This is a genomic window from Pseudomonas sp. S2_H01 (genome assembly GCF_054668305.1).
Genome location: NZ_CP162756.1, coordinates 6,445,738 through 6,471,378, shown reverse-complemented (window position 1 = coordinate 6,471,378; position 25,641 = coordinate 6,445,738). Strand labels below are relative to the sequence as shown.

The 25,641-nt window shown below is 53.8% G+C and carries 18 protein-coding genes and 1 pseudogene; 9 read left to right on the top strand and 10 right to left on the bottom strand.

The annotated features are described in order from the left end of the window. Positions 1-1,497: a hypothetical protein gene (locus tag AB4N84_RS29155; RefSeq protein WP_460044423.1), complete on the top strand. Its 1,497-nt coding sequence runs from the start codon at positions 1-3 to the stop codon at positions 1,495-1,497. 647 nt (positions 1,498-2,144) lie between these two features. Here AB4N84_RS29155 and AB4N84_RS29150 read toward each other — a convergent pair. Both AB4N84_RS29150 and AB4N84_RS29145 read right to left on the bottom strand, forming a co-directional pair. Then, entirely contained in the window at positions 2,145-2,918 is a 774-nt protein-coding gene (locus AB4N84_RS29150; protein WP_460044422.1) for a hypothetical protein, read from the bottom strand. Beyond that, complete coding sequence (locus tag AB4N84_RS29145) at positions 2,915-3,814, bottom strand: TIR domain-containing protein (RefSeq protein ID WP_460044421.1); 900 nt, start codon at positions 3,812-3,814, stop codon at positions 2,915-2,917. Before AB4N84_RS29145 ends, AB4N84_RS29150 begins: the two co-directional genes overlap by 4 nt. A 319-nt stretch (positions 3,815-4,133) precedes the next feature. On the opposite strand from AB4N84_RS29145, the gene AB4N84_RS29140 reads away from it, so the two are divergent. Further along, positions 4,134-6,308, top strand: coding sequence for a KAP family P-loop NTPase fold protein (locus AB4N84_RS29140; protein ID WP_460044419.1), 2,175 nt, complete (start codon positions 4,134-4,136; stop codon positions 6,306-6,308). Between the two features lie 398 nt (positions 6,309-6,706). Here the strand turns inward: AB4N84_RS29140 and AB4N84_RS29135 are convergent, their stop codons facing one another. From AB4N84_RS29135 to AB4N84_RS29105, 7 genes and pseudogenes are all read right to left on the bottom strand, one after another. Further along, entirely contained in the window at positions 6,707-8,128 is a 1,422-nt protein-coding gene (locus AB4N84_RS29135; RefSeq protein ID WP_460044418.1) for a UvrD-helicase domain-containing protein, read from the bottom strand. Next, positions 8,118-9,845, bottom strand: coding sequence for an ATP-dependent nuclease (locus AB4N84_RS29130; RefSeq protein WP_460044417.1), 1,728 nt, complete (start codon positions 9,843-9,845; stop codon positions 8,118-8,120). The genes AB4N84_RS29135 and AB4N84_RS29130 overlap by 11 nt, the downstream gene beginning before the upstream one ends. Before the next feature lie 621 nt (positions 9,846-10,466). Next, positions 10,467-10,889, bottom strand: coding sequence for a hypothetical protein (locus tag AB4N84_RS29125; protein ID WP_460044416.1), 423 nt, complete (start codon positions 10,887-10,889; stop codon positions 10,467-10,469). A gap of 1 nt (position 10,890) precedes the next feature. Beyond that, positions 10,891-12,921 (bottom strand): integrase, encoded by a 2,031-nt coding sequence (locus tag AB4N84_RS29120; protein WP_460044415.1) that lies wholly within the window; start codon positions 12,919-12,921, stop codon positions 10,891-10,893. Next, on the bottom strand, positions 12,918-14,825 hold the full coding sequence (locus AB4N84_RS29115) for a hypothetical protein (RefSeq protein ID WP_460044414.1): 1,908 nt from the start codon (positions 14,823-14,825) through the stop codon (positions 12,918-12,920). Before AB4N84_RS29115 ends, AB4N84_RS29120 begins: the two co-directional genes overlap by 4 nt. Position 14,826: 1 nt before the next feature. Further along, positions 14,827-16,311, bottom strand: coding sequence for a site-specific integrase (locus AB4N84_RS29110; RefSeq protein ID WP_460044413.1), 1,485 nt, complete (start codon positions 16,309-16,311; stop codon positions 14,827-14,829). Positions 16,312-16,430: 119 nt separating this feature from the next. Then, positions 16,431-16,553 (bottom strand): annotated as a pseudogene (locus tag AB4N84_RS29105) (NAD(P)-dependent alcohol dehydrogenase); the annotation flags it as partial. Between the two features lie 179 nt (positions 16,554-16,732). Between AB4N84_RS29105 and AB4N84_RS29100 the strand changes: the two are divergent. Beyond that, entirely contained in the window at positions 16,733-17,638 is a 906-nt protein-coding gene (locus AB4N84_RS29100) for an AraC family transcriptional regulator (protein WP_460044411.1), read from the top strand. Between the two features lie 215 nt (positions 17,639-17,853). On the opposite strand, the gene AB4N84_RS29095 is transcribed toward AB4N84_RS29100, so the two are convergent. Continuing rightward, positions 17,854-19,518: an electron transfer flavoprotein-ubiquinone oxidoreductase gene (locus tag AB4N84_RS29095; protein ID WP_460044410.1), complete on the bottom strand. Its 1,665-nt coding sequence runs from the start codon at positions 19,516-19,518 to the stop codon at positions 17,854-17,856. 526 nt (positions 19,519-20,044) lie between these two features. Here AB4N84_RS29095 and AB4N84_RS29090 point away from each other — a divergent pair. From AB4N84_RS29090 to AB4N84_RS29065, 6 genes are all read left to right on the top strand, one after another. Continuing rightward, positions 20,045-20,794: an electron transfer flavoprotein subunit beta/FixA family protein gene (locus AB4N84_RS29090; protein ID WP_074753422.1), complete on the top strand. Its 750-nt coding sequence runs from the start codon at positions 20,045-20,047 to the stop codon at positions 20,792-20,794. Next, positions 20,794-21,723 carry an electron transfer flavoprotein subunit alpha/FixB family protein gene (locus AB4N84_RS29085; RefSeq protein WP_074753421.1) on the top strand — a complete coding sequence of 310 codons (930 nt, stop codon included), beginning with the start codon at positions 20,794-20,796 and terminating at the stop codon, positions 21,721-21,723. Before AB4N84_RS29090 ends, AB4N84_RS29085 begins: the two co-directional genes overlap by 1 nt. 142 nt (positions 21,724-21,865) lie before the next feature. After that, complete coding sequence (locus tag AB4N84_RS29080) at positions 21,866-22,687, top strand: substrate-binding periplasmic protein (RefSeq protein WP_460047172.1); 822 nt, start codon at positions 21,866-21,868, stop codon at positions 22,685-22,687. A gap of 21 nt (positions 22,688-22,708) precedes the next feature. After that, complete coding sequence (locus AB4N84_RS29075; RefSeq protein ID WP_460047171.1) at positions 22,709-23,062, top strand: DUF4398 domain-containing protein; 354 nt, start codon at positions 22,709-22,711, stop codon at positions 23,060-23,062. Further along, positions 23,059-23,874, top strand: coding sequence for an OmpA family protein (locus tag AB4N84_RS29070; protein ID WP_074753419.1), 816 nt, complete (start codon positions 23,059-23,061; stop codon positions 23,872-23,874). The genes AB4N84_RS29075 and AB4N84_RS29070 overlap by 4 nt, the downstream gene beginning before the upstream one ends. Positions 23,875-24,117: 243 nt before the next feature. After that, positions 24,118-25,557 carry an aminotransferase-like domain-containing protein gene (locus AB4N84_RS29065; RefSeq protein WP_074753418.1) on the top strand — a complete coding sequence of 480 codons (1,440 nt, stop codon included), beginning with the start codon at positions 24,118-24,120 and terminating at the stop codon, positions 25,555-25,557. Positions 25,558-25,641: the final 84 nt, after the last annotated feature.

Here is a 25,641-nt window from a genome sequence, read left to right as displayed (position 1 = left end):
TTGCAAATCTGCGAATTTAGCGAAATTCAAGGTTTGCTCGAAACTGCGCGGACATTTATAGATGAGCGCGCGATACGTCAGGTTCCTGCTTGGAAATCCGTTGCTCCTCTACCTTCCTCGGTCACCTTCTACGATTGGCATCAAGAGCCGGCGGTACCATTGTTGGCTTTGTTACAGGAGGGGTTAGCGCGAAGGTTACAACATGTTCCTTTAGAGCTCTCGGCTGCCGTCGGAAGATTTCTAGAGCCTCGTTGGAGCAGTGGTGATGTCGAGGATCGGTGTCAGGTTCTACGACTTGGCGGGTTGCTGCCTCAAAAAAATCTTTTGAGCTATCTGAGTACTGCATTTCGTGAGGGAACCAGAGCCGAGTGTGCGCATGCGTTCAGATTAGCCGTGTTCGCTCCGGACTTGCCTAACGAAATTCAGGAACAAGTGATGGAGGCGCTTTCTGATGAGGTCATACAGGCTGAAACTCGCGCTTCACAACTCAGCATCGAGGCGTTGGCTGCAAGACTGCCTGAGCTTCTGGGGGCAAACTTTGTGGTAGAGCGCAGTAACAAGATTCGTCAACGATTTCAGATAATAAGTAAGTTGGTTTCATCGTTTATAGATATCATACCGAAGTGGGTATTGGAGCGAACCCGATTACTTGCTCCAGACCACAGTGATGCCACCAAGAGGCGGGAAATGATTCGAGGGGTAATGCCTCCTGTCGTTATCACATTTCTCCCGCTGATACTTGTCGGTTTTTTTCTATTCACAAAACTCCTGGATCTGATTAAAAAATCAGATATGCAAGGATGGGTCACTGTAGGTTTATTGCTATGTGTTTTTGCAATGCTTGGCTCAATCTGTTTTCCCTATATGGTTCGGACTTACGGGAAGCGGATAGGGCCGACCGATCTCGTAAAGTTGATTTTTCGTCTTGCTAATATAAAAAATTTCTTGGGTGTCGGGAAGGTTGTTGGCGGTATTGTGGTTTTCATGACTCTGACCGTACCTTTTGGATATCTGATCGAATGGTCTGCAAGGAAGATCCTAAACGTTACTTTGGTGACGGAGCAAGGTTACACCTATCCCAATATGATGAGTATTGGATTTATCGCGCTAATGTTGCTTCTGTATAGCTTTGGCTTCATCATGTTGGTTAGGGGCATTTATAAAAATAGAACGAATAATCGCCGCTGGTCAAGAAATTTGATAGCAGCGAAACAGGCAGAATCTACAGATTTCTATATTTTGTACTCTGCGTCAGATTTGGAAGAGCTAAAATCTTGGCTAAAATCCGATGAGCAGCTGCTTAGTCAGCAGGAGTCCTTGCGAGCGTTCTCTAGTTTGATTCTTAACCGATTGCGTTATTTGGCAGAAGATGAAGCGTCTAAAAGTTCAAGTGAAGCAGGTGATCTACCAGTTTGCTTTCGCGGTAAAAAAATTGCCAGGTATGAGCTTACAAGCGTCCTCAGAGCGCTAGAGGGAAAACACGTTAGAACTTTTTAGTTCAGTGATAAGCAGGCTCTAAAGTGCCGCTTGTGGTGAGTAGTGCTCTCCCGTCATTATGTTCGTACTTTGAGGGCGGGGGGTGAGGGTTGTCAGCAGTTTTAACAAGATGATGGAGAGGGTTTGTTCGAACAAGAAGCGGCATAGGGCTCAGGGCAGCATCAGCGTCCAGGTCGAATATGGTGTCGGATCACATTTTAATTATGAGTTAATCCAGTGAAGAGACCCAACTGTGGAATCCTCCCCAGCAGCTCTTTTTCAGTGTCCCAGCCTTGCGCTCGATTTATATGGTAGACCCAGCCCCCCAGTTGGGCCCAAGCCGCTGCTCCCTGACCAAACCCGGAGTTGATACTGGAAGTCGCCGTCGTGCCTCTGAAAGCGCTGTCGACGTTTCCAGCAACGTGCTCGCGCAACCTCCGATCTTCCCCTCTGAGCGGTATGCCATCCTCGAAAGCGATGTCGGGGGTAATTTTGTCCGTGCCGTATTAGCGATCGCCGTAAGGCTGCGCTTCTACCTCATTGTTGTTCGGAAGAATCGCCTTGAATGTTGCTTTCATCTTTATCATCTATGATGAGCGAAAACGGGCACAAGGGGCTTTGTCTCCCCATGAGCGTTTTAGTAAATTGAGCCTGCATCTCATGCTGAGCTAGCCCGCTTTACGTACCTCGAAGCCAGGCACGGAATATTTGTGTGAGTCCAGGCGAGTAAATTTCAAACTCCCGCCCTTTACCGATGGCCAAGCGGTTTTCAAATCTTCAGACACATTTACGCGGTTGTAGCCGGCGCTGAGCTTCGATGCTTCCCACACGCATTGCCCGATAGCTTTGGGTTGCATGCTGCCGGGGAGCCCCACCATGGTCACCATCGCCTTGCTCAGGGAGAGGCCGGCACCTATATCTAGGCTTGGTAGCTTGAACCTTTCGAAAAGAAGGTCGTTGACGATTTTTCTGCTTATATCAACACACCTTGCGGCCGCGTTGTAGGCAGCCTTGATCGTTTTTGGGCGATCATCTGTGTCGACCCTGAACAGAATCAAGACACCGTCTCCGAGATACTCGGTTACATGACCGTCCTTGTGCAGGGCGGTCTGGGCCAAGGCCGGAAGTAGAGCCGACGTTTCGTAATAGACGCGCTGGAACCCGTCTTCGATTCCAGGAAAGCTTGCGCGTGTTTTGAGACGCTCGGACGATTTGCGCATGTCGACCACCAATGCAACAAATTCATCCACCTCTGGCTTTTCCTCGTCGACAAAGGGGTGGCCTGGGATCACGCTTTCGTTTACTGCGTAGGCTTCGCTGGAGATGCTATCCAACACCATAGCCTTGCGCATCTGGGAGCCTACTTGGTTCCAGTTACGTATGGCTCTATTCAAACCCTGCGTTGCCGCTTGAGTGATTTCTGCTCGCTCTTTGGGGGTCATTTTATCAATCCCCGGAAATGTTTGGTGACCTGACGCCAAGCACTCGCTGCGCTGGCTGGGTTTTTTACGATGTCAGTGTCGTATCGAACGATGGTGATACCGCTTATGTCTGTTGGCAGCTTGATGTCCATCTTTGTAGGAGCCATTAAAATGGTTCTTTTTCGGCCAAGCACACCAATGAATAAGCCAAGTTCGAAAATCACGTTGTCTCGTGGAGCGGCAGAATGCGCCTTGCGTGATTCAACTATGTCATCGCCTTGGGCGATGGCAATAGCAAAATCCGCTTTCATGAGCTCTGCCTCAAGGTCTTCCATGGGATAGTTCCCAAGCTTAAAAACCTCTGCAGTCCACGGCGCATACTCGAAGATATCTCCGTGATGGATAGCGTCATAGCCGGTATGCGCGACGTCGAGCGCTTCGGATGAGGAAATCGCAAAGATACGGTGTTTCTTGCCAGGTTTGATGATGTTGGCGTTGCGAGTTTCAAGTCGGCCAGCGAGATCCTTGGCTAACGCAAGACCTGCCCCAGGAAACTGCGTCAAGAATTCCTTAAAATCTGTTTTCCCCAATCTCAAGACGATCACCTCGTCTAAAGCTGTCACCGTGGCAGAGCGTGCGACCACCTGCAGCGCTGCAATCTCACCGATGTGATTACCTGCGCCGAAAGATTCGCTGATGACGTGTTTTCCTACATGGATTTTTGTTTCGCCAATGAGTATGAAATACACATCACTTTCGAATTCTCCGATGGTTACCAATGGCTCGCCAGCGGCCACGCTCATCAGATCACCGTGTTCGGCGAGAAAAGCCGCGCGAGTCGGCTCATGCTCTACAAGCTGCTGTCTGAGCAGAAGTTCGTGAACCTCGGATGGGTCTTTTTTCAATCGGTCGAGCATGTGGCACCCCGAAGGAGGAAGAGGAGAGCGGGGTATATTAAGAAAGTAATGTCAATATGCAACTATTGAGTGCAATTTTTGAAGCGCCTAGGCCGAAAGCTGACGTGATGAATGAGCCGCACCTGGGCTCTGGCTGATTCTTGAGGCTTTGTGGCGGCAAGCCTCGCCTCATGCTAGGTCTTCAGGCCCTTTGAATGACTGGGGCAGGCGTCAACGGTGACGCGTGGCATCATCCGCACCTTCATGAAAACTTTCCTTCCATAAGCCTGTGCTTGGGGTGCGTAAGATAAAGCTAATCCGGATTTGATAAGGAGCTGTAATGGGGAAGAAATCCGCTCGTGAGAATAAAACTGGTCGCAGGGCTGATATCGACTTCGACCTACCTCTTCATCCAGACACTGCTCTGGATCGTGATCAGTTGGGACGTGAGGGATTCGCAGCCATCGCCGCTTCCGCCCTTGAGAAGGTATCGGGTTCCGCCGGCTTCGTCTTATCCATTGAAGGCCCGTGGGGGAGCGGGAAAAGTTCTACGCTCGCGATGATCCAGGCATTGCTGGATAAAGAAGAGCCCGAGGTTGCGCCCGTCATCGTTCACTTCAATCCATGGTTGATTGGGGATAAAGATGCGTTGCTTCGGCAGTTCCTCTCTAGCATTGCCAATGCCATCAAGCTCAGTGACCATGCCCGAGATGGCAAAAAAGTCGCCAAAGAATTGAAGGCTTATGCGAAGGTTTTCGACTTCGTGAAATTTATGCCGGGAGCTGAGCCATGGGCGTCACTGTTCAAATCGGTGGTGGAGGCCGCCGGAGAAGCCACTGGATCAGTCTCAGAGTACAAAACCCCAGATATTGAGGCGTATAAGCAGAGGGTGGACGACGCTTTAAAAAAATTTGATCGTCCCGTTATCGTTTTCATTGACGACACCGACCGTCTGTTCCCTTCCGAAGTTTTCGAGATGATCAGGATCATCAAGGCGGTTGGCGGGTTATCGCAGGTGGGCTATGTGGTGGCCTGGGACGCGGCATACATCAGCCGCGCCCTCCATAACTTGAACGTTCCGCATGCAGCGTCATATCTGGACAAGATTGTGCAGGTGAGAATGCCGCTCCCTAATTTGTCATTGGCGGCCCGCGCCAGGTTGTTTGAGAATGCCTTGGCAGCGTTGGACTCCGAAGCGTTAGGCAATCATTTTGAGGATCAGAACAAACGTTTAGGCTTCCTCTATCACTCGGGCCTGCGCGAGTTGCTTGATCAACCTCGGGACGTCGCTCGGGTGTTCAATGCTGTGCGTCTCATGGAGCCGCTTCTGCGGGGGGAAATCGTATTCGCAGACATTTTGGGTATGGCAGCTCTTTCCGTGAAAGCGCCCACAGTGTTTGAGCTTTTGAAAAAACAACCTCGACTGTTTGTGGGGCGACTCTCCGCTGATGCTTATGAGCTCGGGGATACCCAAGCACTCATTGATGCCGGGGTGGAGGATCGCAAGCGCGCCTACGATGCTTGCACGGATGCGGCCGTGAAGAAGGTCGTTCACTTCCTCTTTCCTGCGGTGGCAGTGGCTGAGAAAAGCCGTTCGCTTGGAGCAGGCAGTTATGCAGAGGGCGTCATATCGCACCCATCGCGCTTGATCGTCGCATTGCAGCTTAGCGTCACGGATGGGGATGTGAGCATCAAAGCCGCTCGCCAGTACCTTCAGCGATCCGGACAGAGGGATGAGATCGTTTCTGGCTTGAGCCTAGAAAACTGTGTTGAGTTCGTCGATATGGTTGGTGAGGTCGGCTCGTCACTTCCGGCGGATGAGATAGACGATATCGAAGACACCTGTGTTTCGATAGCCCGGCTGGTGGACACGCCAATTTTTGTAGAGCGCAATGAAGCTAAGCTATTTTTCAGTGCCGGAGTCGAGGATCTGGCGCTGCAGAAGATCAGAATGCTTACCGATGCCCACAAGGGGGCAGACTTTACTTCCGTCATCAAAACTACGGTGACCGATCCCGAAGCGCTCACTTGCGCGGCAGAAATTCTGAGGCGAAGTTATCTGGATACCCGCAACAGGCATGGGGCTGAGTTTGAATTTGCAGCCGATCTAAAGGACAACATCATTGCGGGTTTCGCGGCCAATGTGACCGAGGCGGCGAGGAGGGGAAACCTTCTGGATAAGAACCGTGCGGGTTTCATATTGTGGACGCTGTCGCGTCTAGCTCCTAAAGCGTGCCCTAAGGTCTTTGGCTTCATGAAAGCCAACGAGCCAAGCCTTGATCGCTTCGCGCTTCAGTTCTTTAGCAGCAGTTGGGATTCAACCAATGGCCAGGCATATGGTTTTCCTAAAGAGGAGTCGCTCATTACCGCCTACTGCCCTATGGCCGAATTCAAAGCTCATGCACGCAAGAGGCTACGAGATGATGAGTTGAAGTATCCCGAGCGGGCGGCGTGGCGATCTGTAGTAGAAGGCAAGATTTTGTATGGAGTTGATGGCACTGAGATGATTCGATGACTACGTAGGGTGCGCTCGCGCTAGTCCTCGTTAGGTGGAAGGCATGGGCTAGGGCAACGTTTATTTGAATCAGGTGTTGGTTAGGGCTGATAGCGTGCTCAGGATCCAGCTAGCCGATCCCCATTTGAAACAGCGCAGCTTCTATTTGGCTTCGCTGCCGAGTCAAGCCGAGAGCTTGCATTCAAAGGCGGCTCGGAAAAGCCCAAGCTATACCTCAATGCGGTATAGCTTGGGCGTGTTTCTGGCAAGGGATTTCGTACGCAGAGGTGCCAGCTACTGGTCGAAAGCTCCAATACAGGATTCTGGGCGATTTGCGCCGCAATAATATTTCGGAGTCAGTGCGTCGGCATCCGCCAAAACGCTCATGGTGGGGGTTAATCGCTCTGCGACGTATCCGTTCAGATTGCCGGGCGTTGAAGTATTGGGGTATCGGAACAGACCAGCACCCGCTTTGCCCCACGAGTGAGTGCCACGTAGAGATTTTTGGCGTTCATTTCTTCAGGCTGCAAAATCACTACGACGTCGGCTTCCAAACCTTTGAGCAGTAACGTGCTGCCTACTGCCCGGCGAGATAGTGGGCGGCCCAGTAGGCGGTTTCTTTCGCGAATTTGGACTGCAGCCGCAGGCAGGGTAAGAGCTCCGGTTTCAGCAGCCCTCAGCGCCGCCAGAGAGCAGCGTAAAACCTCAGGTCGATATACGTGCGCACCCTGCTGTTTGGAGAAGCACTGCAGCAGTTCGGCAGCGCTACTGTAAGTCTGCGCATTGAGGAAGGTCACTGCACATTGCTCGGCAGGGGTCGGCGCGGTTCGATTTCGACCATTGCGGATGATTTCTACCCTGGGCATAAATGCAGCTGCTCCAACCGCTGTCATCATACGCGCGGCGAACTGAACAAGATCATTCAGGGCCTGATCAGCAGTGGGAACGAATGATCGGGCAAACGTTATGAGGTCTGGCAGATCGACGCTCTCAACGATGGTGGCTCCGGCGGTTTGGCTTGTGAGTCGTTGGCGACCCGCCGTATCAACTGAGTTACCAATGATCAAGACACCTTGGCCTGCCTGAACTCGTACTAGTGCAGCTCCGCGACGCTGGGCATCTGCCGTAGCCGCTACTATTTGCACCCATTCGACTTCACGAGGCGCAGCACGTAGGTCAACGGGCTGACCTAGCTGCAAGCGCGTCCGCACATCCAGCAGCCATACGCCTAACGCTTCAGTACCTGCTCGGCGCCATCGCCACGGAATGTTTAGAGTACCTAGTGGTGGAAAATGAGGCATCACGTCGATAGTCCAGTCGACAAGCCTGTTCTGTCCAAAGTTAAAGATTGCCTGCATCGGGTCGCCCAAGACATAAGTGCGCAGCACGAGCGCCAGCCATGTCACGATTGCATGTTGTGGCTCGTTGCAATCCTGGTATTCATCGACCAGAAGGTACGCATAACTGGCTCGCAGCACGCTATCGAGATGCCTGGCACTTAGCAGCCTTAAGGCGGCTGCTCGTATAGCAGGGTAATCATGTCTTGGGCTTTCTACGCGCAAGATCGCAGGATCATGTCCGCTTCTGGCTGGGAACCTACTGATGAGCTTCATGGTGAACCCATCAAGCGTCGCAATCACATACGAGGCACTGGGGATGTTCGCGCGTGCCATTCGGGCGCGTAGCGCCGTAGCCCCAGCGTTGGTGTGGGTCAGAATCAGCACAGGTTTGGCGCCAGCATGCTGAGCGAGGGTATCGGCGATGAGTTGTGTTTTTCCGCACCCCGCAGGCGCCATCACCGAGCCACGCTCAAAAGCGAGGAGATTGATTTCAGGCGGCATGAATCCAGTCCCTGACCCTGTCGATAATCGCCCGAAACCCTGGGTGCGCGTTTGCTAGGTCGGGGCCAATGATGTGCTTGGCGATGTACTCGTAGGTGGTGACCGATTTATACCAACCATTTCTGCGAACGCTTGAGGCAACACCAAGAACGCTTCGAACCGTTGGGGGGTAGGGAAGCGCTGGCCTCGTAGATTGGATAACCTCTAACGTTAGGGCGCCGGCAGATTTTTCACGAATGTGGGCTAGCACAAGCTCAGGCTCACGAACTTCAAGCGCCTTTGTCAGTAGGGCATCAATGGCCTGGTCAGAGAGGCTCTGGAAAAGCTCAACCTCTAAGCAGCGGCCTTGGCCCCATGTCGCTGACTGCCCTCCAGCTTGAAGAAAAGCGTTTTGCACTTCGGGCGTCACCTCCTTATCGGCATCCACGATAACGAATACTTGGTAGCCCAAGCTCAACAGCGCCTTGCCTCTCACGTAGCAGTTGTCAGGGCTTCCGCCGTTTACGTTTACGTATGCACCACCAGTAGCCAGAAATGATGGTCGTCCCTCCGAGCACCAGAACTGATCCAGACCACGCATGAGACCGACTTCGCTCGCGCCCTCGCACACGATGATTCGTTTTGCCAAAAACGCTTCGGGGTCAGCGCGAAGGGTGCTCTGGATGGCGTCGGTTACGCCTGCCTGCCGCACATGGTGGGCTCCGTTGAGAGCACGAACGATGAATAACTGATCACCAGAGAGCTCGCGCAGCGCCACCGGCGAATGGGTGGTCAGAAACACCTGTAGTGGCGGCTGCGCTTCCTTGGCTCCAAGGGAGTCCATGAATCGAACCAATCGATGGGGCTCTAACCCGAATTCGACCTCATCAACCAAAGCCATTGAGGCAGCCTGGGAGGCGCGGCGTTGAAGCCCCGCAACCAACAGACGAGATGACCCCGTGCCTAATGACCGCAGGGGTATGCCTTGATCATTGTGCAGCGCGATTGCCCCATCACCGATCGACACCGAATGTGCATCAAGTAGTGCCTGGGCGAATACGCCGACTGGAACGCCAAGGCTTCTTGCCGTTTCGCTTACGATTTGAAGCGGCTGCTGAAGCTGCTCGCCCGCCTGAGACCCAAAATTGTTCCGTGCCTCCCTGGCCGCGTTAGCGAGTGCTTCCCCTAGCGCAGGACGCTCATCCGTCAGGCGATTGAGAATGGAGTTGCGGCTCCAGGAAAGATTCGTGTTAGCGAAGCTACCAATTCTCGCCGGTGCGATACGGGAGCGATCTTTCCAGGAAAGGTTGCGCTCCAACCCCTGTTGCTCGGCGCGCTCGGAAAAAAGGCTCCACTGCGGCTCAAGGTCACTGTGAACGATCAGACGTTGGGTCAGTACTGTTTCAAGCCCAAACCCAGGTTCGTCTTCTACGGTGTCGAATACGTCCTCGAAGCCACGAAGAAAGTCGCCATAGCTGTCGAGGTTAATCAGGTCGTCCGGCAAATCACCTAGCGTGATCGCTATGACTACGGGGGCGTTGACATTGAGGTTATAGAAGTCGTTGTCGCCAAAGGGGGATGTGCGCCTGGTGCCAATACAAAGCTCAATGGCATCCAGGATGGTGGACTTACCGCTGTCACCGGGCCCAATCAGGCAATTAAAGCCGGGGGCGGGTGACCAAGTCAGGTGTTGGATCGAGCGGAAGTTTTGAATTTCGAGCTTGCGAATCCGTGCCATTGCCGCGCCTCCATGCGTACAGACCCGTGCTAGGTCAGTACATCACTGGATCATAGCGCTGCGCCAACCGGAGGGCTACAGTATGTCTTTCTTGATCCTCATTGCGCATGCTAGATAAGGTCTTAGGTAAGTATTCACGGCATGCTTGAAACACCGGGGATGGTTCGGCTTGCCGTCGCCTAAGATTTTTAATTTGTTCTCAGGTGAGGCGCGTCTGCGAAGGTGTTGTGGATGGCGCACAGTTCAGAAGGCGCCGTACCAACAAGGCGTTGTCCAAAGGCTTGAGCTGAACGTCCAACGGCACGCGTTGCGCATTCTTGAAGTTCAGCGGTGAAGCTAGCGACGGGTGCGACGTCTCCAACGAATGAAACCCACCAATCAGCCATGCAAGGGTTAGGCTGCTCTGCGCCCGTTCCAGCTTTGAGACGTATGTTCGAATGCTGACTTCAGCGACGTTTTTCGGTGAAAGCCCTCTGGGGGCGCGTATCCTTTTTTAGCACCGCCGCGAATGCCGTCTTTAAAGACAAGGTCGACTCCTAGAAGTTTGCAAGATCAGTGCCCAGGTCTCCGAGGTGGTACAGCAAAAGCTAGTAGCAGAGGTGAACACTCCCTCCGCCTAAGTTAGTGATTATTTTTTATGGTCGACACATTCGAATGAGCAAGTAGTTGCTGTTCTAGCAACCGTACACGTTCGACGAGCTGCAAATTTTGAGCGACAACATTTTGGACAAGTAAGGTCATCTCGTCGACAGCTTTTGACTGATCTTTATACTTCTTCTGAGCAATCTTTAAATCATTCGCGAACTTGGGCGCTTTAGCCTTGGCACCATTCCGATAAGCTTCGATCTCGAGAATCAAATTACGATGCGGCAACCTTGATTTTTTTAGATAGCCTCGGTCGAAGCCTGCTTCAAAACTCACAACGGCCGGCGTGACCCTTGACGGGGGGAGCCCAATGTGGGCGTCGACCTTCGGTGTTCCTGACTTCAACCGTTCAAATGCAGCTGTACAGGCTTCGACGCCATTGTTATAAGTAGCATCCATATTATTTACTCTTAACATGCTTGGTATGAAAATCTGTGAGTTTATTTAATTCAGATTCAGTTATTTGGTATTCCCCCGAGCCCTTTGAATAGTTAAGCAAATCCTTACGGGTTTGCTCAATTGTCTTGTCAAGCTTTTCAGGAGATATTGCAGCACCATCACAACTTAAGCAGGTCGTCACCTGTCCCAACATGTAGGTATCGCAGTCCCCCTGCTTCATGCACCCTCCTAGCATAGTGCTCCTCCAGACGAAATCCCCGGCTTTGACTCGCTTGACAGTGTCCTCTCGAAAATCGCGAATATCAAGTTGTTCGGTTGCAATAAGCTCCCGTTGACGCTGAATTTGAGCGCCTCCGCCCCCATAAAGCGGCATTTCTCCAAGCACCTCATTAATAAGTTCGAGCGCAGTATTCATTGGGGTAGCAAGTTGAAACTCATAAAGGAAATGCGTGTGTGGAATCTTGTATTCATCCGTTTTTGGATCATAGTAACCAAAGATAGTTTTGATCTTTTCAAAGTGGTTGGCGTAATATCTAGCCATTTGTTTGCAAAAGTGTTTGAATTGTTTTGCTATACTTGGCAACGATATAAATCCGCTGCTGCTTCCATAAAAAGCTAGTGAGCGGCGAAGCTGGTGGGTGCTGATGGGCCAAGGTTTGCCAACTTCAAAACCGTCGTCAATCGAAAATGTCCGCTCAGGGTTGGAAAGTAGTAATTCATTCAAGTCCGATTGTGAAATAATTAGTCTGCTAAAAAGCGCGGGCTCATTCTTCTTGAGCAGTTGGGTAGGTCGCGGCGTACGGTCGGTGATATGAATCGGCGATGAACGAGTGAACAGCAGCATGGATTCCGGAGGGATGCCAAGAATGCGTGAAAGACCTCGACATAGGGCTTGCGCGACCCCAACGGCCTGGACAACCTCTGTCGTAGCCAACCACGAGGCATCTTTGCGGTAACCTGTGTGTTTGGTAGTCGTAGAAATAATGTCAATAATAAGCCCGGGATCCCGAATCAGGCCTTGATCATCATAGACCTCTTTCTCAACTACCTCCTTCATGAGGCAATCATAAGGTAAACGACCGACCTCCTGATCACGCATCCCGGTAAAGGTGTGAATTATATATTTGAGCGAATGCTGTATAACTGCAACGAGATGACTAAAGCTTACTCGGTTTTTGCAGGAGAAATCATCTTTGAAAAAATCGCTTAATGAGTGATCGCGAGTGGCAGTTTCGAAGTCCGGTTGGAGCTGGATTCCAGTGTCCTCAGCTATGCCATGCTGAGTTCTGGGTTGCACACCGTAAGCTCTATCTGCGCACGCACCAATAAGATTTTCCAAATTGGAAGAATAGCTGGCAAAACGCGAGAGATCCGCCAAGAGCCCGTCGATTAGACCCACGTACAACTTCGTTGGGATAACCGGGTGTTGTACCCTGGGGCCTGGAGGGGGGACAGAAAAATCATCAAAGTTAGTACTTACTCGATACCCTAGATTTTGCTCACCCATTGCACCCAGCCGGGAAATAATATTTAAAATGTTGCGCTGCTGGCTGGGCCTGTCCTTAATGCTTTTCAGCATGGCTCCGAGGTAAACTGGATTGGTCATAACTTGCCGCAAGGACAGTGTGCCCACCAGCGGGTTCGCTTTCATGGCATCACAGAACCTTGCCATCAAGCGAACAGTGTTGGAGTAGTCAAGAACTCCCGCAGCCGAAACCGTTCCACCATACCCACTGGCTGAATAATACATAATGCAAAACAAAATGTACTTTGCTTCCTCAATCAAGTCGTTTTGCGCTAAGCTGACATCTTTTTTCGGATCGAAATAATTGTCAAAGTGAATCTTTGACATGAGTTTAGCGCTTAGACGAAGAGGGTTTATATCCCACACCAACTGACCATAGAAGGTTTTCTGTCCATTCATGCTAGTGCATAAGATGAAATTATCTGGCGGGCGAAAGCCCCGGGGTACCGGGCTGTTAAGCTCGGTAATTCGTTCGGCGAGGGATTTATGTGGGTCTGGTTTAATCATATAATTCCCATTTCCTCATAACGCTGAAGTCGTGCTTCCCAGAATGGGGTCAGTATTCCAAGTCCAAACACCCGGTGCTGTAACGTGGCCACAAGGTTTAGTGAGTCTAGAGAGCGATCAGCAATGCAGCTGATCAGCTCAATTAATCTGCAGTTAAGGTCTTTAAAAAGCTGATCAGTATGTGATCTGGATATGGCAGCGTTGCGGAGGGTTTCAACTACGAATTGGATGCTCAGGAGTTTGAACACATCTTCTTCATCTGCATGGCAGGAATAATGCTCACAATAGAGGCAGCCTAATTGAGACTCACATACCGGGGTAATGGGGATCAAGCTGTCGATTGGGGCTGGATGGTTAAGATGGTTACAATGGCCTGCTGCGATAGATGTCGCTTTCTCTTCACCTTTATCTCGGATGACATTAATGATTTTCCGGACTGACGCCCAATAATTCTGGAATTCTTGGCGTTGACCATCGAGTGTTGGGTGAGAGTAGTTGCGGAGGTTGATGTCAGTCGTGTGGTTTAAAACATCAGCTACTACATCAGGATCGTTCGCTAGCTGATGCAGTACGACACTTTTTATTTTTCTGGCGAGTTTGGGGGTGATGTGTGGAGTATTAACGGCGAAATAGTAACTCTTCAAGCGGTCGATTAATACGTTAGAAAATTTTGGATTGAGTGGTGCGATTGCATTCAGGCCATGGTTGAAACCCAGAAATAAGAAATCGGAATGCTCGCTATTCAGTGCCCAAGCACGAAAATCCAAATATTCCTTCAGAATAGCAAGTCCAGTTTTTCGCCCAATTGTATATTTGGTAACCTTTCCACGAGCCCGAAGTTTTATCGCTTTTAGCTGTTTTCTTAACGTCGTTTCCGTGACGAGCACCGCGTCGTCGTACTGAAATTGCACAAGCTCTGCCGCCGATGCGCCCGTGATGAAGATGAACAAGCTTGCGTAGCAGTTCAGTACGAGGGAAATCAGTTGCCGTCTTACGCGGCAGCGAGAGTTAGTGTTTGCATCTTTAAGCGTTCTTCTCACGCCCTTCAGGCAATTTAGCGCTTCAGATCGCTGCATGCCGAATTTTGATGTTAACTCTTTAATAGAGCGAATTTGACAAGAATCATTGTCTATTGCACGAACTGCGTTAGGTTTTTTTTCAGTGCTCATCGAGCCCGTTATGTATGGGAGAAAGCAGGTTTCAGATGAGCCAATTGTTAACTTGAAGGGAAAGGGTGTAGTATTCATCAGCTCTCTAGAGAGCTTTATAGTAATGTCTCGTAGTATTTGAGTATGTTCTCTCACATATTTTTCTTGAGGTATTTCGCCTACGCTGTGACGATCATGCCGGATTGCACTAATGCCAGCGACAATTGACTGGCCCATTGCTGAACCAAAATTCAATACGATCAAATCCTTCATCGCGGATTGATAGGCTGCCCCTCTGACTGGCCCTAATGTTAATTGCGTGTAAATCCGGTGGCGTAGGTCAGTGATATACTGAAGGTAGCACATTCTGGCTGAGTCAGGATCTAAAAATATGTTAGAACAGTTATGGCTGTCGCACCAGTCAATCACAAGCCTATATTTGGAAAGCCTTAAATAGACCGTCAGATCCGAATTTGGTGTGATAAATACTTCATCAACAATGTTTCTTATTAGTTTGATTCGCTCTTCCCGTAAAGTGCTTGCTAGTACTTTGACTGGATCTAGTTTACGACTGCTCACTTTCCGGTTTGCAGGAATGCACCGGTTAGCGTACGCCAGAGCCCCTAGATCAAACGGAGCAGCAACCGACTCCCTAAATTGGATGTTCACTAGCTCAGGGAATTCGATATCGCAACCTAATTCATCTCGATGATAGATGATGGTGGGACGAATGATCATGGGCTCAATAGAGTTCATTTCAAATATCACCCATATCGGTTTCCGGAACCAAAAGGTGTTCGCCGCCGATCAACCAGTCTTCCCACCCTTCTTGAGCGGCGAGGTTTTCATTAATCATCATGAAAAGTCTGAGATAGTGCTCGGTGATCTCCCTGTACGAATGTGCAAGTCGAATTTGGATGATCGAAATTTCATCCCCAGGCCTGAGCAGCTTTTTTTTAACTGCTAGCTGGAGATATTGGAACAGCTGGTAGGCAAACGTTGCGCGCAGCCAGTGGAACGTAAAATCTTTCGGCAGCGATTGATTTGATAATTTCAGGATCTTCTTTCGTATGGTGGAGGTTACTTGCCCCGTGGGCACCGTTTTGACATAGGCGTAACGCGGATCATTTTTTGCCATGTAGTACGCATTACCTTGGTCTGAAAGGAATACATACATGTCGTCGTCCGAGAGCAACGGCTTGCCGCTTTGCAGACCCGATGTCTGCTCGATGAACTTGCGCCGCCGGTTGCTCGCCACGGGGCTAGCGTCCCAAGTGATAAGCCTTTCTGCCAATTTTTGGGGGACAAAAATCAAAAAGCTCTTGCCAGATTTCGTATCGATACCCGTGCCGGGGCCGACCGATAACGCATACGTGTTGTCCCTACGCAGATTTTTAGAATTGAAAAATTTCAGATGCCTGCGTCTGATCGTCAGAACGGTTTGTTTCCGCGCGCCGGTCATCAAGGCTGTGTCCACGATTAATCTGTCTTGTACCGACCAGCTTCGGCTTTTCATCACTTCACGAAAGATCAGGAGCTCAGGGTTGGTCAGGGGTCTTAAATCTTCGCCTTCATCACGTACAAAACCCATCTCTGGGGATGTGGCGGGAGGGGTGGTGAACGTTTGGCTTCGCTTGACTCGATCTACTAGGAAGGATCCGCGAGCAGTAGAGACATACTGCTTCATAGATTTGACAGTATCTACGAGCTCTAGGTTGATCGCGTGCCAGTATCGGGACACGTGCACGTAGAACTCGTACACGATGCCGGTGTAGTGATTGGCTACGCGGCCGCTGCGTTGTCCAGCATTTTTAAGGTGGTTGAAATACTTGTAGGTTGGCCTCTGCGAGGGGCGGCTTCCCGAAAAATCTTTCCAATCGATGCCTGTCTGCTCGCAGTAGGTTAGGTACTCCATTAGCTCTGCAGAGTCTCTGCGCGCGTTGTCGGTGGGGCGGCTGCTGGAATGGTGATTCTGAACTCGGGAATAGAAGAACGAGTTCACCTCGATCCAGGGCGTCCCGTTCTTATGCAGAACGAAGGGATAGTTGTACGCGTTCTTGCCGGCCTGTTCCGAGCCGACTTCGTCTTCCCTGTATAGAACGCTTCCATCTTCTGCACCGTGGATAGGTTCCTCGACAGCGCTGGGTGGGGCCACCGAAACGTATACCGTCGCGAACACATTGGGCACCACTGCGACCTGGATGATTCGGTCTCTGTGGGCCGTCTTTTCGTACGATGCCATGGACTACGGTCTCTGTGAGGAATCCGTTGTCAAGGTTTCACGTTATGGGGCTAGCTGTCAACGTGATGTCAATATCTTATGTTACGAGATGAAGTCAATATTCATATGTTACATGTTGGGCAGACGCCGCAATACAGGATCTCGATCGCCACGTCGTCAGGGCGAGGGCTGCGACGGTTGAAGGTCATGGGGGCGAGGGGAGTGGTGGCTGACTGGGCGGCATAACCGATAGCTGTGTACATGTGTAACCTCGCATAAACGATGACAGTGGAGGCGGTGCATTCTCCTCAGCAGGGCCCTGACCGGCCATGACCATTCCTCCGTGAGTCATGCCTAATCGTCCGAACCTGTCATGTCGGGTGATGCGCAGAGCGGCAGATCTGCGATCATTGCAGTGTCTAATCCTCCGCCTCGGTTCCTCATGCACCTGACTTCCCGTTCCGATGCCAATGCCACGCTGGTTTCGCTGATCAAGCCGCTGTCCCACCGTCCAGGCTTTCTCGACAGTGGTTTGCCCGGTGTGCAGACCATGTCGTGGAGCTATTACGTTGCCAGTTGCCCGCAAATCTACGAGCCCAGCCTGATCATCCTCGCCCAGGGCAGCAAATTGGCGCGCCTCGGCGCGCGCACCTTTGAATACGGTGCAGGGCATTACCTGGTGCAAGCGCTATCTGTGCCGTTCATGTGCGAGACCTTCGCCACCACAGAAGAGCCGTTGTACGGCGTTTCGGTCGCCATCGACCGGATCGTGCTCGGTGAACTGGTGCAGGCCATGGCACTGCCCATCGATGCCTCGGTCAAGGCGCAGACGCCGGAGTCTATGAACTCGGCCGAGCTGGACACGCAGATGCGTGAGAGTGTCGAACGGTTGCTGCGTTGCCTGCACGACCCGATGGATTGTCAGGTGATGGGTCCGGCGCTGGTGCGTGAGGTCTTGTATGCCGCGCTGCGCGGACCGCAGGCGGGTGTGTTGCGAGCGCTGGTGGAGCAACAGGGGCATTTCGCAAGGATTGCCGCCGCGTTGCAACACCTGCGCGATCACTACAGCGAGGCGCTGAGTGTCGATGATCTCGCGCGTTGCGCCAACATGAGCACCTCGACCTTCCACGAGCATTTCAAACGCAGCACGTTGCTGTCACCGGTGCAGTACCTCAAGCGCTTGCGGCTGTTGAAAGCGCAGCAAATGCTCATCGGCGAAGGCATGGGCGTGGCGCAGGTTGCGCACAAGGTGGGGTATCAGAGCACGTCGCAGTTCAGCCGCGAGTACAAACGTTACTTTGATCGCAGTCCGGGAGAAGAGGGGGCCCAGTTGAAGGCTTCTGCGTGACGGCCGGCCGCTGAGCATACTGTGGGAGCGAATTGATTCGCGAAAAATGTTTCATGCGATGAAGGCGTGTCGTCGTTACCTCCGCATCGCGAATGAATTCGCTCCCACAGTGAGGTGGCCTTACCAGGCATCGTCAGGTTGACGCCCACAAAAAAGGCGCCAACCAGGGCGCCTTTCTCTTGTCGCTTGCAGCTCAACACTTGCCGCTGCGTCTATTACATATTCGGGTAAGTCGGCCCGCCCGCGCCTTCAGGGGTGACCCAGGTGATGTTCTGGGACGGATCCTTGATGTCGCAGGTCTTGCAGTGGACGCAGTTCTGCGCGTTGATCTGGAAGCGCTTGGCGCCGTCTTCCTGAGTCACCACTTCGTAAACGCCCGCCGGGCAGTAGCGCTGTGCAGGCTCATCGTATTTCGGCAGGTTGACGCTGATCGGGATGTTCGGATCCTTCAGCTTCAAGTGGCAAGGCTGCTCTTCTTCATGGTTGGTGCCGGAGATGAACACCGAGCTCAGCTTGTCGAAGCTCAGTTTGCCGTCCGGTTTCGGGTAGTCGATTTTTTTCGAATCGGCTGCCAGCTTCATGCACGCGTAGTCAGGTTTGTTGTCGTGCAGGGTGAACGGCATCTTGCCGCCGAACAGGTTCTGGTCGATGAAGTTGAAGGCGCCGCCCAGCACCGGGCCAAACTTGTGGATCGCCGCGCCGAAATTACGGCTGGCAAACAGCTCTTCGTGCAGCCAGCTGCCTTTGAAGGCTTCGACGTACGTGTTCAGCGCATCGCCCCCTTCATTGCCGGCGAACAAGGCGTCTGCCACTGATTCAGCGGCCAGCATGCCGGACTTCATTGCGGTGTGGCTGCCTTTGATCTTGGCGAAGTTCAGCGTGCCCAAGTCGCAACCGATCAATGCGCCGCCCGGGAAGACCATCTTGGGCAACGAATTCAGGCCGCCTTTGCAGATCGCGCGCGCGCCGTAGCTGATGCGCTTGCCGCCTTCCAGGTACTGCTTGAGGATGGGGTGATGCTTGAGGCGCTGGAACTCGTCGAACGGCGACAGGTAAGGGTTGGCGTAGGACAGGTCAACAATCAGACCTACCACCACCTGATTGTTTTCCAGGTGATAGAGGAAGGAACCGCCGGTGTTCTCGGTGCCCATCACGTCCAGTGGCCAGCCGGCGGTATGCACCACCAGGCCTTGTTGGTGCTTGGCGGGGTCGATTTCCCAGATTTCCTTCAGGCCGATGCCGTAATGCTGAGCGTCGGCTTCGCTGTCCAGATTGAAGCGTTTGATCAGTTGCTTGCCGATGTGGCCACGGCAGCCTTCGGCGAACAGGGTGTATTTGCCGCGCAGTTCCATACCCGGCGTGTATAGGCCCTCTTTCGGATGGCCTTCGCGGTCGACGCCCAGGTCACCGGTGATGATCCCGCGGACCACGCCGTTCTCGTCGATCAGCGCTTCCTGAGCGGCGAAGCCGGGGTAGATTTCCACGCCCAGGTTCTCGGCCTGCTGAGCGAGCCAGCGGCACAGGTTGCCCAGGGAAATGATGTAGTTGCCTTCGTTGTGCATGGTCTTGGGCACGAACGCGCCAGGGACCTTGGTACCTGCATCGGCGCTGGTCAGCACATAGATGTCATCGCCTTTGACCGGCGTGTTCAGCGGTGCGCCGAGTGCTTTCCAGTCAGGAAACAGTTCATTGAGCGCGCGAGGTTCGAACACCGCACCCGAGAGGATGTGCGCGCCGACTTCAGAGCCTTTCTCCACCACGCAGACGCTGATTTCCTGGCCAGCTTCGGCGGCCTTCTGTTTCAGACGGCATGCGGCGGACAGGCCTGCGGGGCCGGCTCCGACGATGACGACGTCGAATTCCATAAATTCGCGTTCCACTGGCTATCTCCTGATCAAGGCTCAACGGGTATTTTTTTATAGGTTGCTCAACCGACGCACGTAAACGGTTTGCCCGCGCGTCATCTCAAAGGGGCGCATTATATCTACACCACCTTGCAGGTCCAATACAAACGTTTGTTTGAATCGGCTGAAACCCTGATAAATCATAGGGAGACGGCTCATGACTGGCGTTTTTGTCGTATTGACCGGAATAGGCGTTCCGGTCAAGATACGGGCGGTTTTGCGCTCGCCGTAGGCTGAACGTCAGACGCGAGAACGCCTCTAAAAGCAACGCGACGGCGTGTGTGCGATCCCGTTCTGTGCCTCTGCAGGGCAGGCGCGGTGCAGTTTACACGCCGGGTGGCGGTATGGCTTGGATTGCCGGGGAGGGGCGGTTGTTTTTTGCCGAACTCCCCGTTAAGCAACGACGAATACGCTGTTTTCAGAGGTGTTCTTTACACTGACGTGTACCCATCGCCAGGCCGGGCCTGGCGACTTCTTTTCACCGGAGAGTAACGAGGAATCCATGAAGGTTCTTGTAGCTGTCAAACGAGTGGTCGACTACAACGTCAAGGTTCGCGTCAAAGCGGATAACTCCGGCGTCGATCTCGCTAACGTCAAAATGTCGATGAACCCCTTCTGCGAAATCGCTGTGGAAGAAGCCGTACGCCTGAAAGAAAAAGGCGTTGCGACCGAGATCGTCGTCGTCTCCATTGGCCCGACCACCGCTCAGGAGCAACTGCGCACCGCGTTGGCACTGGGAGCCGACCGCGCCATCCTCGTTGAATCCGCTGACGAGCTGACCTCCCTGGCCGTGGCCAAGCTGCTCAAGGCTGTTGTCGATAAAGAGCAACCGCAACTGGTCATCCTCGGCAAGCAGGCGATCGACAGCGACAACAACCAGACCGGCCAGATGCTGGCGGCCCTGAGCGGTTACGCCCAAGGCACCTTCGCCTCCAAGGTTGAAGTGTCTGGCGACAGCGTCAACGTCACCCGTGAGATCGACGCCGGTGCACAGACCGTTTCGTTGAAGCTGCCGGCCATCGTCACCACGGACCTGCGCCTCAACGAGCCGCGCTATGCGTCGCTGCCTAACATCATGAAGGCCAAGAAGAAGCCGCTCGAAGTACTGACGCCTGACGCGCTGGGTGTGTCGACTTCTTCGACCAACAAGACCCTCAAGGTCGAAGCGCCTGCTGCCCGCAGCGCTGGCATCAAGGTCAAGTCGGTGGCTGAACTGGTCGAGAAACTGAAAAACGAAGCGAAGGTGATCTGATGCCTATTCTCGTAATCGCTGAGCACGAAAACGGCGCAATTGCTCCCGCCACCCTGAACACCGTTGCCGCTGCCGCCAAGATCGGTGGCGACATCCACGTCCTGGTCGCGGGCCAGAACGTGGGCGCCGTGGGTGAGGCCGCTGCGAAAATCGCTGGCGTCGCCAAGGTGCTGGTCGCTGACAATGCGGCCTACGCGCACCAACTGCCAGAAAACGTTGCGCCATTGGTTGCCGAGCTCGCCGCCGGTTACAGCCATGTGCTGGCCGCTGCCACCTCCAACGGCAAGAACATCCTGCCGCGCGTTGCCGCCCAGCTGGACGTTGACCAGATCTCCGAGATCATCTCGGTGGAAAGCGCTGACACCTTCAAGCGTCCGATCTATGCCGGTAACGCCATCGCCACCGTTCAGTCTTCGGCTGCGATCAAGGTCATCACCGTTCGCGCCACCGGTTTCGACGCGGTTGCTGCTGAAGGCGGTTCTGCAGCCGTTGAGTCCGTGTCGGCTGCACACGATGCAGGCAAGTCCTCCTTCGTCAGCGAAGAGTTGGCCAAATCCGATCGTCCTGAGCTGACCGCTGCCAAAATCGTCGTTTCCGGCGGCCGTGGCATGCAGAACGGCGACAACTTCAAGCACCTGTACGCGCTGGCTGACAAGCTGGGCGCTGCGGTCGGCGCTTCCCGCGCTGCCGTTGACGCAGGTTTCGTACCCAACGACATGCAGGTCGGCCAGACCGGCAAGATCGTTGCGCCGCAGCTCTACATCGCCGTCGGTATCTCCGGCGCGATCCAGCACCTGGCCGGCATGAAAGACTCCAAGGTGATCGTTGCGATCAACAAGGATGAAGAGGCGCCGATCTTCCAGGTGGCTGATTACGGTCTCGTGGCTGATCTGTTTGAAGCGGTACCCGAGTTGGAGAAGCTGGTCTAAACCAGCCGTCTGACTTATAAAGAGAACCCGTTCGTTTCGGGCTGTTCGAAAGTGCTGATCATCGGTTGTTGTGATGATGGATGCCTTCCTCAGCCTCGACTGAACGGGTTTTTTATTGGGCCGAAAAAAGGATTCAGTCATGTTGTCGCCAAGGCAGACGCTGACGTCGCTGGTTGTCGGGCTGTTGTTGCCATCGATGGCAGCCGTTGCAGCTGGCAAATGCGAGCGACTGGTTGTCACTGGAAGTCCTGATGCACCTCCTTATTTGTGGCGCGATCCGCAAGATCCGAAACGTCTGATGGGCGCCAACGCCGACCTGCTCAAGGACGCTGCGAGCCAGATGGGCGTCAAAGTCGAGCTCTTGTTTGCCGGTAAGCGCAGTCAGGCGCTGGAAGAAGTGCGGACCGGACGCATGGATCTCCTGGTGGATACGCCGCTCAATGCCAGTGAGCTTGAAACGCTGGATTTTATCCATCCGCCCATTGCGCAAAACGAGATCATGGTCTGGACCCGCGCGGGGCATGCGCAGCCCTTCAACTCGCTGGCGGATTTGAATGGGCACTCGGGCGCGATATCCGAGAAAACCCGTGTCACCTCAGCGTTCGAAAGTGCGATCAAAGAGCATTTGACGCTCGAGAAGCAGCCGAACCTCACTCAGGCGTTGCAGAAGCTGATGCTGGGGCAGGTGGAGTTCGTGCTCGCCGGGCGCTATGCCGGCATGGCATTGACCCAGGCCCTCGGGATGTCCGGAGACCTGCAGGCGCAACCCCTGCCAGTCGACAAGCCGGGACTGTATCTGGCGCTGTCGTTCAATTCAGCCTGCAACGATCCTTGGTTGCGCGGACAGCTGGCAAAAAAAATGACAGAATTGGCGGCTTCGGGCCGCTCCAGTGAAGCGGTGGCGCGCAACCTGGCGTTGTGGAAAGCCCAGTTGCAGCAGCCCGCCAGCACTCCCAATCAGTAGGAACGTTTTTTGAGCTTTCTTTTGAGAACAAGACCTTTATTCGTTGCCATGGCCATTGCTTCTTTATTCGGCTGTGCAAATGATCCCGCGCCGAATGAGCAGCTGAAACTCACGGAACAAGCCGTCGCTCAGGCGACGGCGGTGGGTGCCACTGATGACGAGCCGGACATGGTCACGGCGCAATCGAAATTGACCCAGGCACGTGCCGCCATGGCGGAGAAGTCCTACAAGGACGCCCGTATGCAGGCCGAGCAAGCAGAGCTCGATGCGCGACTGGCCGAGGCGCGAGTGCTGACCGAAAAGAGTGACGAACAACTGGCACAAGTGAGCGCGCGTCTGGATCGCTTGCGCAAGCAATTGGGAGCGGCGCAATGAACCGTCTTCCTCGTGTATTGAGCGTCTGCCTGCTGTTGGGCAGTGCCGGGTTATATGGCTGCGCAGGCCATCAGAACAGCGAGAAGGCGTTGCAGGGCGCCAGTGCCGATTTCCAGAAAGTGAAGGGCGATACCAATGTGCTGCGCAGCGCGCCGAGGGACGTGATCCGGGCGGGTGAGCTATTAGCCAAGGCCGAGCGTCTTTCGGGGTATGTGGGCAGTTCCGACGACGTGAGCCATTACGCTTATCTGAGCAGCCGCTACAGCGCTATCGCAGCCGAGCACAGTCAATTGCTGTTGAATCAGGAAAAGCTCGCCCGTCTTGAGCTTGAGCGTCAGCGCCTGCAATTGGCGCTGCGCGAGGCAAAACTTTCCGGTGCCCAGCAGCAAGGTAAATGGGCCGAAGACCAGGTGATCAGTCTTTCGACCCAGCAGAGTGAGCGGGGGTTGGTCATGACCTTGGGCGACATGTTGTTCGACACCGGGCGTGCCGAGCTCAAAAGCTCCGCGAACCGCACAGTGTTGAAAGTCGTGCAGTTCTTGCAGTTCAACCCCAAGCGCGTCGTGCGTATCGAGGGCTACACCGACAGCACCGGCGACAGTCAGGAAAACCTGCGGTTGTCGCGTGATCGCGCACAGGCAGTTGCCGACGTGCTCTCGGACCTGGGCATTGAAGACGAACGCATTCAGGTGGAAGGTTATGGCGACCAGTTCCCGGTTGACGTCAATTCGTCCGAGCGGGGAAGGGCGCTCAACCGGCGCGTAGAAATTGTGTTTTCCGACGAGAAAGGACACCTCAGCGCTGCCCGCTAAAAAATATTTCGACTTGAGCCCGGTTTTTTCCTAAAAACCGGGCTTTTTTTGTGCGAAAAAGCGGGCGAATTGGCAGGTATGTCACATTAATTTTTTTGTCACACCCAAGTATGACTAGCCCTTCCCTGAACTGTCCCCGTACACTTCTCAACTGTGCCGGTGATCTCTTGCGCTGATCGCCACGCTGCCGACCTCCAGATCAAGAAAGAGGCAGTTTGAAAGAGTGAAGTCGAGGGACGCAAAATGACCAATCTTTTGCTGTATCAACGTATCGCCCAGCAGTTGGCTGAAGATATTCGCCGGGGCGTTTACCAGCCTGGCGAGCGCGTGCCGTCCGTGCGCAAGATGAGTTCTCAGCTCAACGTCAGTCATGCCACCGTGCTGCAGGCGTATGCCAATCTTGAAGATCAGGGGTTGATCCGGGCGCGTCCCCAGTCCGGCTATTACGTTCACCAGACCCCCGCGCTGACCGCCCCCACGCCTGATATCGCCCGTGTCGAGCGGCCTGGCCTGGTCACTCGGGCCAGCATTATTCAGCAGGTGCTGGTGGAGGCGCGTCGCGAGGGCGTGTTTGCGTTCGGCGCCGCAGTCCCTCACATCGATTACTTGCCCCTGCGCGCCTTGCATCAGCAACTGGCCAAGGTCACCCGATTTCAGAGTCCTCGGGCCTTCAATTACATGTTCAGTCCGGGATTCGAACCGTTACGCCGTCAGGTGGCGATCCGGATGCGGGATGCCGGGGTCGTCGTTGACCCTTCTGAAGTGGTGATCACCCACGGTTGCGTGGACGCGCTGCAGATGTCGCTGCGTGTGCTGACCAGTCCCGGCGACCTGATCGCTGCCGAGTCACCGACCTATTACGGTCTGCTGCAACTCGCAGATTTGTTGGGTTTGAAGGTGATCGAGATCCCGAGCGACCCCAACACCGGTATCAGTCTCGAGGCCTTGCAGCTGGCGGCAAACCAGTGGTCCATCAAGGCGCTCGTGATGACCTCGCGGTTGAGCAATCCGCTGGGCAGCACGATGCCGGAAGAGCGGCAAAAGCATCTGCTGCGACTGGCGTCGGATTTCGACATTCAGGTGATCGAGGACGACATCTACGGTGAGCTGATGTACGAGCAGAACAAGACCAAAGCGTTGAAGGCGTTCGATCGCCTGGGACGCGTGATCTACTGCTCAAGTTTCTCCAAGACGCTGTCGCCCGGGGTGCGCATCGGCTGGATGATCGCGGGCAAGTATCAGGCGGAAATCCAGCGCTTGCAGACGTTCAGTACCCATTCGGCGTGCAGTGTGACGCAAATGGGGGTCGCGTCTTATCTGGAGAATGGCGGCTACGATCGTCATCTGCGCTACATCCGCCAGGAACATCGCAAGAACCTGAGCGCGTTTCAGCTCGCGGTGCAGCAGATGTTTCCTGAGGGTACGCAAATCAGTCGGCCGGCTGGCGGGTTCATTTTATGGATCAGCCTCCCGGGCCGGGTCAACACGCAGGAGCTGCACGTACGTGCACTGGAGCAGGGCATCAGCATCGCGCCTGGCTTGATCTTCAGCAATACAGAACAGTTCAATCACTGTATCCGGCTGAACTGTGGGTTGCCCTGGAACCGTGAAGCGGAGCGGGCGCTGATGACCCTCGGCATGCTGGCCAAGCAGCTTTGTCAGGACGCCGGTCAGGCGTGGTGATTCAGATTCAGTGAACTCGCGCGCGTAACTGTTTTTCACATATTGAGGGGCTGACTGACAGGGCATTCACTTGTCATCGGCCAT

Excerpts from the sequence above, each read along its gene's own strand:
- AB4N84_RS29145 (WP_460044421.1), bottom strand. The coding sequence starts at position 3,814 with ATGCTCGACCGATTGAAAAAAGACCCATCCGAGGTTCACGAACTTCTG.
- AB4N84_RS29090 (WP_074753422.1), top strand. The coding sequence starts at position 20,045 with ATGAAGGTTCTTGTAGCTGTCAAACGAGTGGTCGACTACAACGTCAAG.
- AB4N84_RS29115 (WP_460044414.1), bottom strand. The coding sequence starts at position 14,825 with ATGAACTCTATTGAGCCCATGATCATTCGTCCCACCATCATCTATCAT.
- AB4N84_RS29100 (WP_460044411.1), top strand. The coding sequence starts at position 16,733 with ATGCACCTGACTTCCCGTTCCGATGCCAATGCCACGCTGGTTTCGCTG.
- AB4N84_RS29125 (WP_460044416.1), bottom strand. The coding sequence starts at position 10,889 with ATGGATGCTACTTATAACAATGGCGTCGAAGCCTGTACAGCTGCATTT.
- AB4N84_RS29120 (WP_460044415.1), bottom strand. The coding sequence starts at position 12,921 with ATGATTAAACCAGACCCACATAAATCCCTCGCCGAACGAATTACCGAG.
- AB4N84_RS29065 (WP_074753418.1), top strand. The coding sequence starts at position 24,118 with ATGACCAATCTTTTGCTGTATCAACGTATCGCCCAGCAGTTGGCTGAA.
- AB4N84_RS29085 (WP_074753421.1), top strand. The coding sequence starts at position 20,794 with ATGCCTATTCTCGTAATCGCTGAGCACGAAAACGGCGCAATTGCTCCC.
- AB4N84_RS29140 (WP_460044419.1), top strand. The coding sequence starts at position 4,134 with ATGGGGAAGAAATCCGCTCGTGAGAATAAAACTGGTCGCAGGGCTGAT.
- AB4N84_RS29110 (WP_460044413.1), bottom strand. The coding sequence starts at position 16,311 with ATGGCATCGTACGAAAAGACGGCCCACAGAGACCGAATCATCCAGGTC.
- AB4N84_RS29130 (WP_460044417.1), bottom strand. The coding sequence starts at position 9,845 with ATGGCACGGATTCGCAAGCTCGAAATTCAAAACTTCCGCTCGATCCAA.
- AB4N84_RS29135 (WP_460044418.1), bottom strand. The coding sequence starts at position 8,128 with ATGCCGCCTGAAATCAATCTCCTCGCTTTTGAGCGTGGCTCGGTGATG.
- AB4N84_RS29070 (WP_074753419.1), top strand. The coding sequence starts at position 23,059 with ATGAACCGTCTTCCTCGTGTATTGAGCGTCTGCCTGCTGTTGGGCAGT.
- AB4N84_RS29150 (WP_460044422.1), bottom strand. The coding sequence starts at position 2,918 with ATGACCCCCAAAGAGCGAGCAGAAATCACTCAAGCGGCAACGCAGGGT.